This window comes from Nocardia alba NBRC 108234, assembly GCF_001612665.1.
GTDB lineage: Bacteria > Actinomycetota > Actinomycetes > Mycobacteriales > Mycobacteriaceae > Nocardia > Nocardia alba.
Map to the genome: position 1 here is coordinate 15,569 of NZ_BDAX01000044.1, position 15,214 is coordinate 30,782.

Annotated in this window: 19 protein-coding genes; 6 read left to right on the forward strand and 13 right to left on the reverse strand. The window is 67.9% G+C overall.

The window, feature by feature from the left end; genetic code table 11:
* Positions 1-105 precede the first annotated feature (105 nt).
* The 3 genes from NA12_RS31425 to NA12_RS31435 all read right to left on the reverse strand — a co-directional run bounded on the left by NA12_RS31425 (position 106) and on the right by NA12_RS31435 (position 3,540).
* Positions 106-741 (reverse strand): PadR family transcriptional regulator, encoded by a 636-nt coding sequence (locus tag NA12_RS31425; protein WP_067459941.1) that lies wholly within the window; start codon positions 739-741, stop codon positions 106-108.
* A gap of 79 nt (positions 742-820) precedes the next feature.
* A complete protein-coding gene (locus tag NA12_RS31430; RefSeq protein ID WP_067459944.1) occupies positions 821-2,851 on the reverse strand; it encodes an MDR family MFS transporter in 2,031 nt (676 codons plus the stop codon).
* 56 nt (positions 2,852-2,907) lie between these two features.
* Positions 2,908-3,540: a TetR/AcrR family transcriptional regulator gene (locus NA12_RS31435; RefSeq protein WP_067459946.1), complete on the reverse strand. Its 633-nt coding sequence runs from the start codon at positions 3,538-3,540 to the stop codon at positions 2,908-2,910.
* A 208-nt stretch (positions 3,541-3,748) separates the two neighbouring features.
* Here NA12_RS31435 and NA12_RS31440 point away from each other — a divergent pair, with 208 nt between their 5' ends.
* From NA12_RS31440 to NA12_RS31450, 3 genes are all read left to right on the forward strand, one after another.
* A complete protein-coding gene (locus NA12_RS31440) occupies positions 3,749-4,624 on the forward strand; it encodes an oxidoreductase (protein ID WP_067459947.1) in 876 nt (291 codons plus the stop codon).
* Between the two features lie 139 nt (positions 4,625-4,763).
* Positions 4,764-5,192, forward strand: coding sequence for a transcriptional regulator (locus tag NA12_RS31445; RefSeq protein ID WP_067460018.1), 429 nt, complete (start codon positions 4,764-4,766; stop codon positions 5,190-5,192).
* Positions 5,189-5,566, forward strand: a complete 378-nt coding sequence (locus NA12_RS31450) for a DUF3817 domain-containing protein (protein WP_084473305.1) — start codon at positions 5,189-5,191, stop codon at positions 5,564-5,566. Before NA12_RS31445 ends, NA12_RS31450 begins: the two co-directional genes overlap by 4 nt.
* Positions 5,567-5,628: 62 nt before the next feature.
* Here the strand turns inward: NA12_RS31450 and rdgB are convergent, their stop codons facing one another.
* The 10 genes from rdgB to clpS all read right to left on the reverse strand — a co-directional run bounded on the left by rdgB (position 5,629) and on the right by clpS (position 12,578).
* Positions 5,629-6,234, reverse strand: coding sequence for an RdgB/HAM1 family non-canonical purine NTP pyrophosphatase (rdgB, locus tag NA12_RS31455; RefSeq protein WP_067459950.1), 606 nt, complete (start codon positions 6,232-6,234; stop codon positions 5,629-5,631).
* Positions 6,235-6,236: 2 nt separating this feature from the next.
* Entirely contained in the window at positions 6,237-7,001 is a 765-nt protein-coding gene (rph, locus tag NA12_RS31460) for a ribonuclease PH (protein ID WP_067459952.1), read from the reverse strand.
* An 87-nt stretch (positions 7,002-7,088) separates the two neighbouring features.
* Positions 7,089-7,853, reverse strand: a complete 765-nt coding sequence (locus NA12_RS31465) for a cyclic nucleotide-degrading phosphodiesterase (protein ID WP_067459954.1) — start codon at positions 7,851-7,853, stop codon at positions 7,089-7,091.
* A gap of 69 nt (positions 7,854-7,922) precedes the next feature.
* Positions 7,923-8,606: a rhomboid family intramembrane serine protease gene (locus NA12_RS31470; RefSeq protein ID WP_084473314.1), complete on the reverse strand. Its 684-nt coding sequence runs from the start codon at positions 8,604-8,606 to the stop codon at positions 7,923-7,925.
* An 88-nt stretch (positions 8,607-8,694) separates the two neighbouring features.
* The gene (locus NA12_RS31475) at positions 8,695-9,657 is read right to left on the reverse strand and encodes a PLP-dependent cysteine synthase family protein (protein WP_067459958.1); all 963 of its coding nucleotides are present in this window, start codon (positions 9,655-9,657) and stop codon (positions 8,695-8,697) included.
* A 4-nt stretch (positions 9,658-9,661) separates the two neighbouring features.
* Complete coding sequence (locus NA12_RS31480) at positions 9,662-9,937, reverse strand: MoaD/ThiS family protein (protein WP_067459961.1); 276 nt, start codon at positions 9,935-9,937, stop codon at positions 9,662-9,664.
* A gap of 36 nt (positions 9,938-9,973) precedes the next feature.
* Positions 9,974-10,387 (reverse strand): M67 family metallopeptidase, encoded by a 414-nt coding sequence (locus NA12_RS31485; RefSeq protein WP_067459963.1) that lies wholly within the window; start codon positions 10,385-10,387, stop codon positions 9,974-9,976.
* 155 nt (positions 10,388-10,542) lie between these two features.
* A complete protein-coding gene (locus NA12_RS31490) occupies positions 10,543-11,601 on the reverse strand; it encodes a P1 family peptidase (RefSeq protein ID WP_067459965.1) in 1,059 nt (352 codons plus the stop codon).
* A gap of 37 nt (positions 11,602-11,638) precedes the next feature.
* A complete protein-coding gene (gene aosR / locus NA12_RS31495) occupies positions 11,639-12,208 on the reverse strand; it encodes an oxidative stress transcriptional regulator AosR (protein WP_067459968.1) in 570 nt (189 codons plus the stop codon).
* A gap of 22 nt (positions 12,209-12,230) precedes the next feature.
* Positions 12,231-12,578 (reverse strand): ATP-dependent Clp protease adapter ClpS, encoded by a 348-nt coding sequence (gene clpS / locus NA12_RS31500; protein ID WP_084473306.1) that lies wholly within the window; start codon positions 12,576-12,578, stop codon positions 12,231-12,233.
* A gap of 61 nt (positions 12,579-12,639) precedes the next feature.
* Between clpS and NA12_RS31505 the strand changes: the two genes are divergently transcribed.
* The 3 genes from NA12_RS31505 (at position 12,640) to NA12_RS31515 (ending at position 15,148) form a co-directional block, all read left to right on the forward strand.
* On the forward strand, positions 12,640-13,953 hold the full coding sequence (locus NA12_RS31505; RefSeq protein ID WP_067459971.1) for a nicotinate phosphoribosyltransferase: 1,314 nt from the start codon (positions 12,640-12,642) through the stop codon (positions 13,951-13,953).
* A 92-nt stretch (positions 13,954-14,045) separates the two neighbouring features.
* Positions 14,046-14,600 carry an isochorismatase family protein gene (locus NA12_RS31510; RefSeq protein WP_067460029.1) on the forward strand — a complete coding sequence of 185 codons (555 nt, stop codon included), beginning with the start codon at positions 14,046-14,048 and terminating at the stop codon, positions 14,598-14,600.
* 11 nt (positions 14,601-14,611) lie between these two features.
* Entirely contained in the window at positions 14,612-15,148 is a 537-nt protein-coding gene (locus NA12_RS31515) for a DMP19 family protein (RefSeq protein ID WP_067459974.1), read from the forward strand.
* The last annotated feature ends 66 nt before the right edge of the window (positions 15,149-15,214 follow it).

A 15,214-nucleotide genomic window follows, 5' to 3' on the forward strand; every position in this document is an offset into this window, starting at 1 on the left:
CTGTGGTTGCCAGCCTCGGGCCGGGCACGCCTGGTTTCGGGACGGTTTCTCGGGCTCGGTGAGGTGTTGCCGCACTTCACCGGGTCCGGGGTCTCGGGGCGGGAGCTAGTCGGTCCCCCTCTCGCCGAGTTCGGGGATCTGTTCGGTGGGCATGCCATCGACATGCCACTGCCGCCAGAGTTCGAGGCCCTCGAAGGTGCCCTCGGCCAGTTCGTCGCGCAGGGCCCGCGCCCAATTGGCCTCGGCTTCCAGCATCGCCAGGCCGAATTCCGATTCGACGAGGAACAGCCGGGGCAGCGTCAGCGCGCCGAGTTCGGCCCTGGTGGTCTCGATGGTGCGTTCCAGCGCCGCGATACGGGTACCGAGCAGGACGATCACCTCGTCCGGCGGCAACACTGCCAGAATCGACAGGCCCGCGGTGAAGCGGTGGTGTTCGGGCTCGGGCGCGGCGAGCAGTTCGCGGGTCCAGTCGGCCATCTCGGCGCGCCCGGCGTCGGTGATCCGGTAGATCACCCGCTCGGGGCGCGCGCCCTCACGTTCGCTGCCGACGACCTCGAGGAATCCGGCCTTCGCCATGTTCTGCACGACGGTGTAGAGCGAGCCCCACTTGATGTCCATATCGCGGTCTTTGCCGTGCGCGCGCAGGGTGGCGGCGATCTCGTAGCGGTGCATCGGACGCTGCACGATCACCGAGAGCACGGCGAGCGCCAGCAGATTGTTCACTTTGCGCTTGGTAGCCATGACCGTCCTCCTTACTCGTCTACGAATATACGTCTACGAGTATTCGGCGGCAAGGCTCGGTCGCCGGCGTCGACCGCGTTCAGACTCTCGAGACCTCGCCGCTGTCAGCGCCCTGATCGAGAAGCTTGGCCGCGATCTTCGACAGCGCCTCGTCGAGCAGCGCGCGATCGACCGGATCCTCGGAGTTCCAGTCGTCGAGGCGAGCCCCGAGCCACCGCCGCCAGCCCACTCGCAGCTTGTCGACCTCGGCGTCGCCGTCGCCGGTCAGCGACAGGGTGCCCCCGTCGTCGTGCAACAGACCCGCCTCCACGGCCTGGCGGAACACCGGCGACAACACCTCCACCGGCAGCCGATGCCGGTAGGCGATGGCGTACACGGTGGCGGGCACCTGCTCCTTGGCGTACAGGTACACCTGCCCCAGCGCCCACGCCGAGTCCGGATTCAACGTGCTGCCCGAGGCCGCGATGAGCTCGGGAATCAGCGGCTTCTGCGCCCTGGCCTTGCGCACCGTCGTGGCGACCGAGCGCTCGAGCTGCACCACCCGGTCGTGCGAATCGGGTACCGAAAAGCCCTCCCCGACATCGCCCGCACCGTGGCGAGAACTGTCGCGCAAGCGCACCTGCGGCAGGAACCAGGCGACGACGAAGCCGACCAGCGCCACCGGAACGACCCAGCGGAACACGTAGTCGATCGAACTCGCGTACGCGTCGATGATCGGCTCCGATTGCGCGAGCGGTAACTCGCGCAACAGTTTCGGATTCGCCGCCACCTCCGGTGAGATCCCCGGGGCCTGCCGCAATGCCTGCGCCAGCGCGGACTCGATCTTGCTGTTGTACAGCGTGCCGAAGACCGCGGTGCCGAACGCGCTGCCCAGGGTGCGGAAGAAGGTGACGCCCGAGGTGGCGGTGCCCAGATCGGCATAGGGCACGGTGTTCTGCACGACGATGGTGAGCACCTGCATCGACAGACCGAGCCCAGCACCCAGAATCAGCATGTACAGCGATTCCAGCCACACGCTGGTACCGCGCCCCATCGTCGACATCAGGGCCAGGCCCACCGCCATCACCGCCATGCCGACGACCGGGAAGTACCGGTACTGCCCCGTCTTTCCCACGACCTGCCCGGAGAAGACCGACGTGACGAACAGCCCGACCACCAGCGGCAGGGTGCGAACACCGGAGATCGTCGCCGTCGCGCCGTCGACATATTGCAGATAGGCGGGCAGGTAGGTCATCGAGCCCAGCATCGCGAAACCGACGATGAAACTGAGCACCGATGACACAGTGAACACGCGGCTGCGGAACAACCGCATCGGCAGCATCGGCTCCTTCGCCCGGTTCTCCACCAGCACGAACCCGGTGATCAGCACGGCGGCGAGCGCGAACAATCCGATGATCTGCCAGGAGAGCCACGGATACTCGCCACCGCCGAACTCGAGCCCGAGGATCAGCGACGAGACACCGAGCGCGATCAGGCCGATGCCGAGGTAGTCGATCACCGGCCGGGTGACCGCGCGCAGGTGCGGCAGCGTACGCGCCGCCATCACCACCATGATGATCGCGATCGGCACATTCACGTAGAAGCACCAGCGCCAGCTCGCGTGGTCGGTGAACAGCCCGCCGAGGGTGGGCCCGACCACGGTGGTCACGCCGAACACCGCGCCGAGCGCGCCCTGGTACTTGCCGCGTTCACGCAGCGGAATGGTGTCGGCGATCAGGGCCATCGAGGTGACCATCAGTCCGCCCGCGCCGACGCCCTGGATGCCGCGCGCCACGATCAGCACGCCCATACCGCCCGCGACACCGGCCAGCGCCGAACCCGCGATGAAGATGATGCCGCTGATCTGGAACAGCAGTTTGCGGCCGAACAGGTCGCCGAGTTTGCCCGCGAGCACGGTCGCCACGGCCTCGGCGAGCAGATACGACGTCACCACCCAGGCCATGTGACCGGCGCTGCCGAGGTCGGCGACGATCGAGGGCAGCGCCGCCGACACGATGGTTTGGTCGAGTGCGGCCATGAGCATGCCGAGCACGACCGTCGCGAAGACGATATTGATCTTCGCCTTGCTCATCGGCTCCGCGGGCTCGTCCACCGCAACACCATCCGGCATTGCCCCAGTATGGGCTTTCCGGCCCGGGGCCCACCCTCAGTGACACGGCAGCAATCTCAGCGCACGGCGTAGGTTCCCAGGGCGGACTCGAGTGCGTCGAACGCGATCACCGCATCGCGGGTCAGCGCGGCGGCGATTGCGGTGTTGGATTCGCCGCCGAGCGTGCGGCGCGTGATCTCGTCGCACAGCACCCGCCACACGCCGGCGATCTGGGCCGCCGCGATACGCGGGGTGATGTCCTCGGGCGTGGCGCCGGTCTCGGCGGCGAGGGCGTCGGCCAGTGCCGACTGGCGGGCATCGTGGAGCTCGCGCCCGCGCGCCAGCAGCGCCGGACTGTCGGCGATCATCCTGGCGAATGCCTTGCCGCTGAAGCCGATGAGCTGGTCTTGCGCCGCTATCGCGGTCAGGCAGGCGTGGCGCAGCGCGGCCGACGCCGATCGGCCGGGCGCGCGTTCGCGCACGATCGCGGCGAGTTGATCGACGTGGGTCTCCCCGATGTCCAGGACGAGGTCTTCCTTGCGGGGGAAGTAGTTGGTGACCGTCATCTTCGCGACGTCGGCGGCCGCGGCCACGTCGGCGATGGTCACCTGGTCGAATCCGCGAGCCAGGAACAGCTCGGTCGCCCGGTCCGAGATCTGCTCCCTGGTCTGCTGCTTCTTCCTGGCTCGAAGCCCCTGGCGCGTCGTCATGCCCCCAGCTTATCTGAACTCAGCATAAAATTAGTGTTGTCATATTTTTAGTATTGCTCTAATTTTATGCGTGTCATTCGCAAAGATTCGCCCCGCCAGATCGAAGCGAAAGCCCTGACCGAACTGCGTGAACCCGCCCGCACCCGTACGCTGACGGGATCGCCGGGCTGATCTTTCCTCCTATCTTACTCAAGAGTAAGATAGGAGCATGGCATGGAAACCAACTGACATCGCGGACCAGTCCGGGCGCACGTTCGTGATCACCGGGGCCAACGGTGGCCTCGGCGCCGAGACCACCAAAGTGCTCGCGAGCAAAGGCGCCACGGTAATCATGGCCTGCCGCAACGCGAGCAAGGCCCAGCCGATCGCCGACGCCATCCCCGGCGATGTCCGGGTAGCCGCGCTCGACCTCGCCGATCTGGCTTCCGTGCGCGAATTCGCCTCGCAGCAGGGCGAATTCGATGTGCTGATCAACAACGCCGGCCTGATGAACATCCCGTTCTCGCGCACCGCCGACGGGTTCGAAACCCAGTTCGGCGTCAACCACCTCGGCCACTTCGCGCTCACCGCGCTGCTGCTCGACCGCGTTCGCGACCGGGTGGTATCGATCGCCAGTATCGCCCACAAGCAGACTCCGAAGCTGTGGATCGACGATCTCAACTACGAGAACCGCCGCTACCAGCGCAATCTCGCCTACGCGCAGGCCAAGCTCGCCAACCTGATGTTCGGCCGTGAACTGCAGCGCAGGCTCACCGAGGCCGCATCGACGAAGAAGTCCTACGCCGTGCACCCCGGAGTCTCGGCGACAGACCTGTTCGCCCGCACCGAGACACCCCTCGACAAAATCAGCAAGCCGTTCATCAAGCTCATCGGCCACGCCCCGCACAAGGCCGCCCACTCCACCCTGTTCGCGGCCACCGAGCCCGACGCCGATCCCACCGTGTACTGGGGCCCCAACCGGCTGATGCAGTCACAGGGACCGGTCGAGGCGTGCCCGTCGAGCAAGATCTCGCGCGATCCCGAGCTGCAGCGCAGGCTGTGGGAGGAATCGGAGCGGATGACCGGGATCAGCTTCAAGTTCTGACAATGCGCATTCCGCGACGATGACCTTCGCCCCGGGTGCACCGGTTGTCGCTGGGTCTCGTGTGCCCTGCTCACGAGATCCAGCGAGCTGCCGCGACCTGCTCCTACGTGCTCTGTAGTAGGCGGGTACCGTGGAGCGCGTGTCCGTTCCACCTCCTCGCCCGGCGCACAATCGACCGGCCCTGATCGCGCTGGTCTGCGTCGTCGCGCTGGGCTGCCTGGCGCTGGCCTGGTGGCAGTGGGAGCGGTTCGAATCCTCGTCGGGAACCGGCCAGAATCTCGGCTACGCGCTGCAGTGGCCGCTGTTCGCCGGTTTCGCGGTGTTCGCCTATGTGCGGTTCGTGCGGCTGGAACGCGAGGCCGACGAGCCCGCGCCGCCGCGTCCGGGCAAGGCAGAGGCCCCGCGCGAGATCCCCGCGGGCATCCTGCCCGAACGCCCCACCGCCGCCAAGTCCGACGATCCGGAAACGGCCGCCTACAACCAGTACCTGGCGCGACTGCACGCCAGCGACATCGACGCGCAGGTCCGCACCGCGGGCTTGCACTCCCCCGAGAGGAACGCCGGGTGACCGACAACAACGCCACCGCACCGTCGCTGGACAAAGACACCGCCGTTCCCGCGGGCAGTGCCCCCACCGCCAAGATCGCCCCGGCCCTACAGCGCTACCGCGTGCTCGCCTGGGTCACGGGCCTGTGGCTGCTGCTGCTGACCGTGGAGATGATCGCCAAGTACGGCTTCGGCGTCGACACCCCCAGCTGGATCGCGGTCGTGCACGGCTGGGTGTACTTCGCCTACCTGTTGGTCACCGCCGACCTCGCCGTGAAGGTCCGCTGGCCCATCGGCCGCACTGTCGGCACCCTCATCGCCGGCACCATCCCGCTGCTGTCGTTCTTCGTCGAACACCGCAATGCCAAAGATGTGAAGCAGCAGTACAGCCTCTGACCTCTACGAGAAGCGCCGCCGCACCGGTAATCCGGAGCGGCGGCGCTGTCGTTGTCGGCGGCTCAGGCCAGGGCGGCCAGGGCCGGGATGAGCTGGGTGAGAGCGCGGCCACGATGGGAGACCGCGTCTTTCTCGGCGGGAGTGAGTTCGGCGGCGCTGCCGGTGCCGCCCTCGGGGACGAACAGCGGGTCGTAACCGAAACCGCCGTCGCCGTGAGGTTCCCGGGCGATGGCGCCGGGCCATTCGCCGCGCACCACCGTGGTCGTGCCGTCGGGCAGGACCAGGGCGCACGTGGAGACGAAGCGTCCGCCGCGACGCTCGTCGGGAACGTCGCCCAGTTGCGCGAGCAGCAAGGTGTTGTTCGCGCCGTCGTCGCCGTGGCCACCTGCCCAGCGCGCCGACAGCACACCCGGCATCCCGTTCAACGCGTCGACTTCGATGCCGGAATCGTCTGCCACACAGGGCAATCCGGTAGCGACAGCGCCGTCGCGCGCCTTCGCGATCGCGTTCTCCTCGAAGGTGGCGCCGGTCTCGGGCGCCTCCTCGTACGGGGGCACCTCGTTCAGGCTCACCAGGTCGATGCCCGCCACCCCGGCGTCATCGAGAATCCGGCGAAGTTCTTTCAGCTTCTTGGCATTTCGGCTGGCGACCAGCACACGCACGGCCACGACTACTTCTTCGCGGACAGCTCGGGCAGGGTGCCCGGGTAGGGCAGCGCCAGCGCCGCCTTCTGGATCGCGAACAACTGCTCGGCACCGGCGAAGGCCGAGTCCAGCATCTTGTCCAGGGTCGAGCGCGGGAACGTCGCGCCCTCGCCGGTGCCCTGGATCTCGACCAGAGTTCCGGTGTCGGTGGCCACCACGTTCATGTCCACCTCGGCACGCGAGTCCTCTTCGTAGGGCAGGTCGAGGCGAACGCGCCCATCGACCACACCAACGCTGACCGCGGCGATCATGCACGAGATCGGCTGCGGGTCAGCCAGTTTGCCCGCGGCGGCCAGATAGGTCACCGCGTCCGAGAGCGCCACATAGGCGCCGGTGATCGCGGCCGTGCGCGTGCCGCCGTCGGCCTGCAGCACATCGCAGTCGAGCGCGATCGTGTTCTCACCGAGCGCGGCCAGGTCGATGCAGGCCCGCAGCGAACGCCCGATCAGCCTGCTGATCTCCTGCGTCCGCCCACCGACCTTGCCCTTCACCGACTCCCGCCCACTGCGCGTGTGCGTGGCCGCCGGCAGCATCGCGTACTCCGCGGTGAGCCAGCCCAGCCCCGAATCCCGGCGCCACGGCGGCACCCCCTCGGTGACGCTCGCGGTGCACATCACCCGCGTCTGCCCGAATTCCACCAGCACCGACCCCGCCGGGTGCGTGGTGAATCCCCGAGTGATCTTCACGTCGCGGAGTTCGTCATCCGCCCTACCATCAGCTCGTCTAGACACGCTGGACAGACTAACCCCTACCCCGCCCCCGCGACCCCTAGGGAGCGGCGGCCACGTAGTGGCCGGTCCCCGAACCCCAGACCAAACCTAAAGATCGAAAGTCTCCCCCGGCGACACCGCATGCACCGGCCCCGAAAAAGCCGCCTTGGCCTCCGCGATCACATCCTCACGCGAAGTCCACGGCGGAATATGCGTGAGCAACAACTCCTTGACCCCCGCACGAGTAGCGATCTCCCCCGCCTCGGTCCCCGAAAGATGAATCCCCGGAGGCCGATTCGCCGGATCGTGTGTCCACGACGCCTCCGACATCAGCACATCCGCCCCCTGCGCCAGCTCGACCACCGTGTCACACATCGCCGTATCACCGGTGTAGACGAACACCCGACCGTCGGCAGCCGTGATCCGCAGCCCGTAGGACTCCGGCGGGTGGTACATCCGCCGAGCTTCCACCGTGTGACCGGCCCCGAACGGGATCGGAGTGTTCTCGACCCACGCCTGCGAGTCGATCACATCGGACCAGTCGTCGGTCTCGCCGCCGATCTCCGCGGAGGCATTGCCGATCCGCAGCGCCGAGTCGGACGGCCCGCGCACGAGCGCCTTGCCGGTCGGCGGATTCGGGTGGTAGCGACGCCACACCAGCAGTGCGGGCAGATCCAGGCAGTGATCCGCGTGCAGGTGGGTGAGGAAGACATCGACGTCGCCCGGGTTCAGATGTTTCTGCAGCGCGCCGAAAATACCGGGACCGAAGTCGATGACGGTCGGCCGCATATCAGGGCCTGTCAGCAGGTAACCAGACGCTGGGGTGTCCGGGCCGGACACGCTGCCCGAGCACCCGAGGACGGTAAGGCGCATGCCTCCATGCTGCCACGACGTGCTGGTGCTCACTGCAGGATCCCCCCCATTTTCAGACCGGATCCCCGGCTACCGCGTTGGCAATGCGCGGCCGACCGATACTCCGCGGCGGCGTCGACGTTCATCTGACGAGAGTACCCAGCCCGCGAGCACTCCACCCACCGCCCCGAAAAGATGTCCCTGCCAAGAAATTCGAGGGTCGCTCGGCAGCACGCCCCACAGCATCGAGCCGTAGAACAGCAGGATCACCAGTCCCACCGCGATCTGGCCCACATTGCGCGCGAACCACCCGCGACAGATCAGGTACGTCAGCCAGCCGAACACGATCGACGACGCCCCCAGGTGCACACTCCCCGCCGACCCCGTGAGCCAGGTGCCGATGCCCGCGATCACCCAGATGATCGCCGTCGCGGCGATCCCCCGCCCGACCCCGGAGAGCAACACGAGGAAACCGAGCACGAGCAGCGGCAGCGTGTTGGCGAACAGGTGATCCCACCCACCGTGCAGCAGCGGCGCCCACAGTATCCCGTCGAGCCCGGATACTTCGCGCGGCTCGATGCCCGCGGAGTCGAGTTCGCCGACCGATCCGGGTGGCGAATCGTAGGAGAGCACCATGTCGACGCCCTCGATCACGTACAGCGCGCCCACGAAGCTCAGAATCACCGCTGCGGCCCGGACCAAGGACCCGCCTCGCGACGCACCGATGCCCGAACTCGCGTGACCCTGCGATCCCACCCCAGCGCTCACCGACATCGCCTCCACTCCGGCAAGGGGCCATCGGCCCAGAACAGGCCGAGAACATCCCGTTGACCAGAGGATACCGAAGCCGGGTGACATCGCGTCAGGCCCAGAGTTGTCCGTCCAGCTTCTCCTCGGCTTCGTCCAGCGTGCCGTCGTATGCCCCGGTAGACAAATACTTCCAGCCGCCGTCGGCGACCACGAACGCGATGTCGGCGCGCTTCCCGGCCTTCTTCGCTTTCTTCGCGATGCCGAGCGCGGCGTGCAGGATCGCCCCGGTGGAGATCCCGGCGAAGATTCCCTCCTCGCCGACCAGTTCACGAGTCCGTTTCACCGCGTCGTAGGGGCCCACCGAGAATCGCGTGGTGAGCACCTTCTCGTCGTAGAGCTCCGGGATGAATCCCTCGTCGATATTGCGCAGGCCGTAGACCAACTCGCCGTAGCGGGGTTCAGCGGCCACGATCTCGATATCGGGCACCTGCTCGCGCAGATACCGGCCGGTGCCCATCAGCGTCCCGGTGGTGCCGAGCCCCGCCACGAAATGCGTGATCTCCGGCAGGTCGGCCAGCAGTTCCGGGCCGGTGTTCTCGTAGTGCGCGAGCGCGTTGGCCGGATTGCCGTACTGGTAGAGCATCACCCAGTCCGGGTTCTGCGCCGCGATCTGCTTGGCCATCGCCACCGCTTGATTGGATCCGCCCGCCGCGGGCGAGTCGATGATCTCGGCGCCGAACATCGTCAGCAATTGCCGACGCTCCACCGACGTGTTCTCCGGCATCACACAGACGATCCGGTAGCCCTTGAGCTTGGCCGCCATGGCCAGCGATATCCCGGTATTGCCGCTGGTCGGCTCCAGAATCGTGCACCCGGGGGTGAGCAACCCGTCGGCTTCGGCCTGTTCGATCATCCGCAGCGCGGGCCGGTCCTTGATCGATCCGGTGGGGTTGCGGTCCTCGAGCTTGGCCCACAGCCGCACGTGATCGTCGCCGTCCCATTGGGGCGACAGTGTCTGCAAGCCGACCAGCGGCGTATTGCCGAGCGTCGCGATCAGCGATTCGTAGCGGGCCACGGTGTCAGGCGCCGCCGGCCACGGCGGGCAGGATGGTGACCGACGCGCCCGTGGGCACCTCGGCTTCCAGCCCACCGGAGAAGCGCACGTCCTCGTCGTCGACGTAGATGTTGACGTAACGGTTCAGCTTGCCGTCCGACAGCAGCTTCTCGGCCAGCCCCGGGTGGTTCGCGTCGAGGTCGGCGATGAGCGCGGACAGCGTCGAGCCCTCGCCCTGCACCCGCTTCTCACCTCCGGTGATACCACGCATGATGGTCGGAATGGACACGGTTACCGGCATGGGGACTCCTCGGGGTGGTGACTTTTCTCGGACGGTTCAGTACGAATCGACGATGCGCACCGGTTCTTCGGTGACCTCGCCGTCGACGATGCGGTAGCTGCGCAGTTCGTGGGTCTGCGGGTCGCGCGTGGAGACCAGCACATAGTGCGCGTCCGGTTCGGCGGCGTAGGAGATATCGGTGCGGCTCGGGTAGGCCTCGGTGGCGGTGTGTGAGTGGTAGACCACGACCGGCACTTCGTCGGCGTCGTCCATCGCGCGCCACACCCGTAGCTGTTCACCGGAATCGAACCGGTAGAAGGTGGGCGAGCGCTCGGCGTTGACCATCGCGACGAAACGTTCCGGCCGGTCACTGCCCTCGGGGCCGGCGATGATGCCGCAGGCCTCGTCCGGGTGATCGGCGCGGGCGTGCGCCACCATCGCGTCAACGAGATCGGCCCTGATCACCAGCACTTGTCGACCCTTTCCACATCCTGCGTGCGCGCTGTCGAGCACCTTCCTCGACAACGACTCACCCTATTCGGGTATTCCGCGAGGCACACACTCCGGTCCCGGCCGGGTCGTCGCGGGGCTGGTCAGCGCGGCGTTCCGGGGCGAGGGTGCGGCGATCAACGCGAAAACAGGTCGTAGTAGGCCGGGATCGCGGCGATCGAGGTCGCTTGCAGTACCGCGTCGACGACGGCGCGTTCGACGACCACGGCGGCGGCGGTACACAGCTGATCGAGCAGGAGCAGGTCGGCGGGGAAAGCGGCGGGCAACTCGGCGGGCGCGACTTCGCGAGTCCCGGTCGCGAGCGCGAAGAGCGTGTCGCCGTCGAGCGGGGAGTGCACGGGCCGGATCGCGCGGGCCAGTCCGTCGTGCGCGGTCGTTGCCATCCGCCGGCACCCCGCCGGGTCGAGGGCGGCGTCGGTCGCCACCACACCGATCGTGGTGTTGAGGACCATGCTCTTGACGGGCAGCGCGACCAGCGCCGCGATCTCATCGGGGGTTCCCGGGCGCAGCCCGAAGAAGTCGGGCCCGTCGGTGCCCGCACCCCATGGCAACCCGGTGCGCGGATCGACAACCGATCCGACAGGATTCGCGACGATCACCGCGCCCACCGTCACCCCGGCACCGGGTCCGTCCGCGAGAACCACACTCGCCGAACCGATTCCGCCCTTGAGCGCACCCGCGCGCGCCCCCACACCGGCACCCGCGGTCCCCCTGGCGAACTCGGTCGAGGCCGCCGCGGCCGCGCGATAGCCGAAATCGGCGTCGGGCCGGATGCCCCAGTCCCCGACCGGCAGATCGAAGATCACCGCGCCCGGCACGATCGGGACCACGCGACTCGCGTCGGTCGGGTCCATCGGAATGCCCTCGCCGTGTTCCTCCGACCAGCGCATCACCCCGTCGGCGGCGGCGAGGCCGTACGCGCTGCCGCCGGTGAGGAGCACGGCGTTGAGTCGGCGGACGGTGTTGGCCGGGTCGAGCAGGTCGGTTTCCCTGGTGCCGGGGCCGCCACCGCGGACGTCGACCGAGGCCGTCGCGCCGCCGGGGACCCGCACCACCGTGCAGCCGGTCGCAGCGCCGGTGCCGAGAGTGACCTCGGCGTCGATGGCCTGGCAGTGGCCTACCAGTACGCCCTCGACATCGGTGATCGAGTTACGTGCCCCTTGGCTACTGCGCATCGTCTCGTCCTTGTCTGATCACGCCCGCCACGGCGGGTCAGGGGGCCAGTGCCTGCAACAGGGAATCCTGCATCCAGGTGAGCCAGTGGTAGACGTCCAGATGTGGGGCGCGCGGATCTTCCGGGTCGAAGTGGTCGGGCGTGTCGTCGTCGATGTCGAGCAGGGTGCCCAGCGCGAGACGGACGTCGGTGAGCGCGGCCAGCCACGCATCGGCCTGCTCGGGCGTGAGCGCGATCTTGCCGCCTATTTCCGGGCAGCTGTCCAGGACGGTCTGCCCCGCGGCCAGTTTCGCGTCGATGATCTCCGGCTCGTGCAGGCTGCGCAGCGCGCTGTTGAGATCGGCGCGCTTGGCATCGGGGGAACCGGGTTCGGCGCGGTGGAAATCGGGCAGCAGACGCAGCAGTTGCGGGTCGTCGGGCGGGGTGGAATTGCCGGTGCGCAGACCGGTGAGCGCGGCGAGTTCGTCTTCGGGGGCGTCGGCGGCACGATCGCTGAGCAGCCCGGACACCGCACCGATGAGCGAGCGCAGGACGGTGGCTTCGTGCTCGTCCATTTCGGATCGAAGCTTGAGGCCACTCAGTGAGTTCTTCCTGCTCCACTTACGCACAGGGCCCAGGTTACTCAGGTCGTCAGTCGCGCTGCATGGTTGCCCAGAGCCCCGCGGCGTGTAGCCGACGCACGTCCTGCTCCATCTTGTCGCGCGAGCCCGACGACACCACCGCCTTGCCCTCGTTGTGGACCTGCATCATCAACTCGGTCGCCTTGGCTTTGCTGTAGCCGAAAAGCTTCTGGAAGATGTAGGTGACGTAGTGCATGAGGTTCACCGGATCGTCCCAGACGACGGTGACCCAGGGCCGGTCCTCGGCCTCCAGGATCTCGGCGTATTCGGTGGTCTCCGGTGTCGCCTGCGGTGCCGGCAGTGCGGCGTTCACAGCGTCGGTGACGGCGCCGGCCCGAACGGTATTGCACACGGACATGGAAACCAGCCTACGACGACGCCCACCGGAATCAACACCCGCGGTGACTAGAGTTTCTGGTGTGCAGATCCGTGACGAGTTCGCCAGCACCGCGCTGCTGACCGACCAATACGAGCTGACCATGCTGGCCGCGGCGCTGGCCGACGGTTCGGCCCGTCGACAGTGCACCTTCGAGGTGTTCGCCCGGCGATTGCCGAACGGGCGCCGCTACGGCGTCGTGGCGGGCACGGGTCGGCTACTCGACGCGCTGACCCACTTCCAGTTCGGGCCCGAGGAGCTGGCCGTGGTCGCGAAGTTCCTCGACCCGGCCACCGTCGACTGGTTGCGCGAGTATCGCTTCACCGGCGACATCGACGGCTATGCCGAGGGCGAGTTGTACTTCCCCGGTTCGCCGATCCTGACCGTGCGCGGCAGTTTCGCCGAATGCGTGTTGCTCGAGACCCTCGCGCTGTCGATCTTCAATCACGACAGTGCCATCGCCTCCGCCGCCGCCAGGATGGTGAGCGCGGCCGCGGGTCGGCGGATGATCGAGATGGGATCGCGACGCACCCACGAGCTCGCCGCGCCCGCGAGTTCGCGCGCCGCCTATCTGGCCGGCTTCGACGCCACGTCCAATCTCGAGGCCGTACGCGGCTTCGGCGTGCCCGGCGCTGGTACCAGCGCCCACGCCTTCACCCTGCTGCACAGCGGCGCCGACGGCGAACACGAGGCCGCGGCGTTCCGCAGCCAGATCGACGCGCTCGGCATCGGCACGACCCTGCTGGTCGACACCTTCGACATCACCAGGGGCGTCGCCACCGCCATCGAGGTGGCAGGCCCCGAGCTGGGCGGTGTGCGCATCGACTCCGGCGATCTCGGCGTCCTCGCCGGACAGGTCCGCCGACAGCTCGACGAGCTCGGCGCCACCGGCACCCGCATCGTGGTCTCCGGCGACCTGGACGAGTACGCGATCGCGGCGCTGCGGGCCGAGCCGGTCGATGTGTACGGCGTCGGCACCTCGGTGGTCGTCGGCTCCGGCGCCCCGACGGCGGGCATGGTCTACAAGCTGGTCGAGGTCGACGGCATTCCGGTGGCCAAGCGATCGAGTCACAAGCAGTCACGCGGCGGGACCAAGAAGGCCGTGCGATTGGCCCGCGCCACCGGCACGATCGTCGAGGAGATCGTCTACCCCGCGGGTACGCAAGCACCGGATACCAACGGTTTCCAGGTGCGAGAGCTGCAGGTGCCGCTGGTACGCGGCGGCAAGGTGGTCGACGATGTCGCGACCCTGGCACAGAGCCGTGACCTGGTCGCGCGCGGTTTGGTCAGCCTGCCGTGGGAAGGTCTGAAGCTCTCCGCGGGTGAGCCGGCCGTGCCGACGACGTTCCTCGGCTGAGTGACGGTGCTTCGGTCGGCCGCGCCGGCCCGGGTGGCTTCCGGGTGTTCCACGGCGGAGAATGGTTCACCTCGAACGAGGCGGAGGAAGACATGGCACGCGGGCTGATAATCGTGGATGTACAGAACGACTTCTGCGAGGGTGGTTCCCTCGCGGTAGCGGGCGGCGCGGCCGTGGCGGCGGCGATCACCGACTTCCTCGCCACCGAGCACTACGACGCGGTGGTGGCCACCCGGGACTGGCACATCGACCCCGGACCGCACTTCTCCACCGAACCCGACTATGTCGACTCGTGGCCGCCCCACTGCCGCGTGGGGACCCCCGGCGCCGATTTCCACCCCGCACTCGACGTCTCGCCCATCCAGGAGACCTTCTCGAAAGGCGAATACACCGCCGCCTACTCCGGCTTCGAAGGCGCGGCGGCCGACGGCACCGCACTCACGGATTGGCTGCGCGCCCACGGTATCGACGCTGTGGACGTGGTCGGCATCGCCACCGACCACTGCGTGCGAGCCACCGCGCTCGACGCCGCCGAGGCAGGCTTCGACACCACCGTCCTGCTCGATCTCACCGCGGGCGTCGCCCCGGAAACCACCGAGACCGCCCTGACCACCCTCCGCGATGCGGGCGTGCGCCTACGGCCCTGAATACTTCTCCCATGGACTATCGATTCCCGGCGCACACCCGACCCGCCCTGACGAAGGCACTCGCCGAGACCGACAGCATCCACGACGCCGCCGACACCGTCTTCTGGTCCAACCCCGCCACCGACGACCTCCACCGCCTCGGCATCGGCGCGTTCGGCCACCTCCCGCCCGCGTTCTCCCACCTGCTGGCCCTGTCGAGCCTGCACACCAGCGTCCTGGACGCGGGCTTCTCGAGCTACCTGAAAACCCGTCGCAGCGAACTCCCCTGGGCAACAAGAGGTTTGCGAGCCGCAGGCATGCCCCAACTGGCCGCAGCAGCCATCATCGCCGCCCGCGACGCCTCCCCCAGCTCCCCCCACGACGACCTCGACCGCTTCTGGGAAGACGAACACCGCACCCTGGCCACCCCCGACCAGATCCGCCGCCCCACCGGCGACCGCGCCGAGGACCCCGACGAGATCTACGACATCAACGAACCCCCGGACTTCGAACAGCGCGTCCTCGACTACATCCGAGCCCACATCGACGACTTCGTCCGCGAGTCCTGACCCACACCCCCGCCACCACAAACCCCAACCCCAGCCCCACCCTCACCCCGAGCACACCCAAACCTG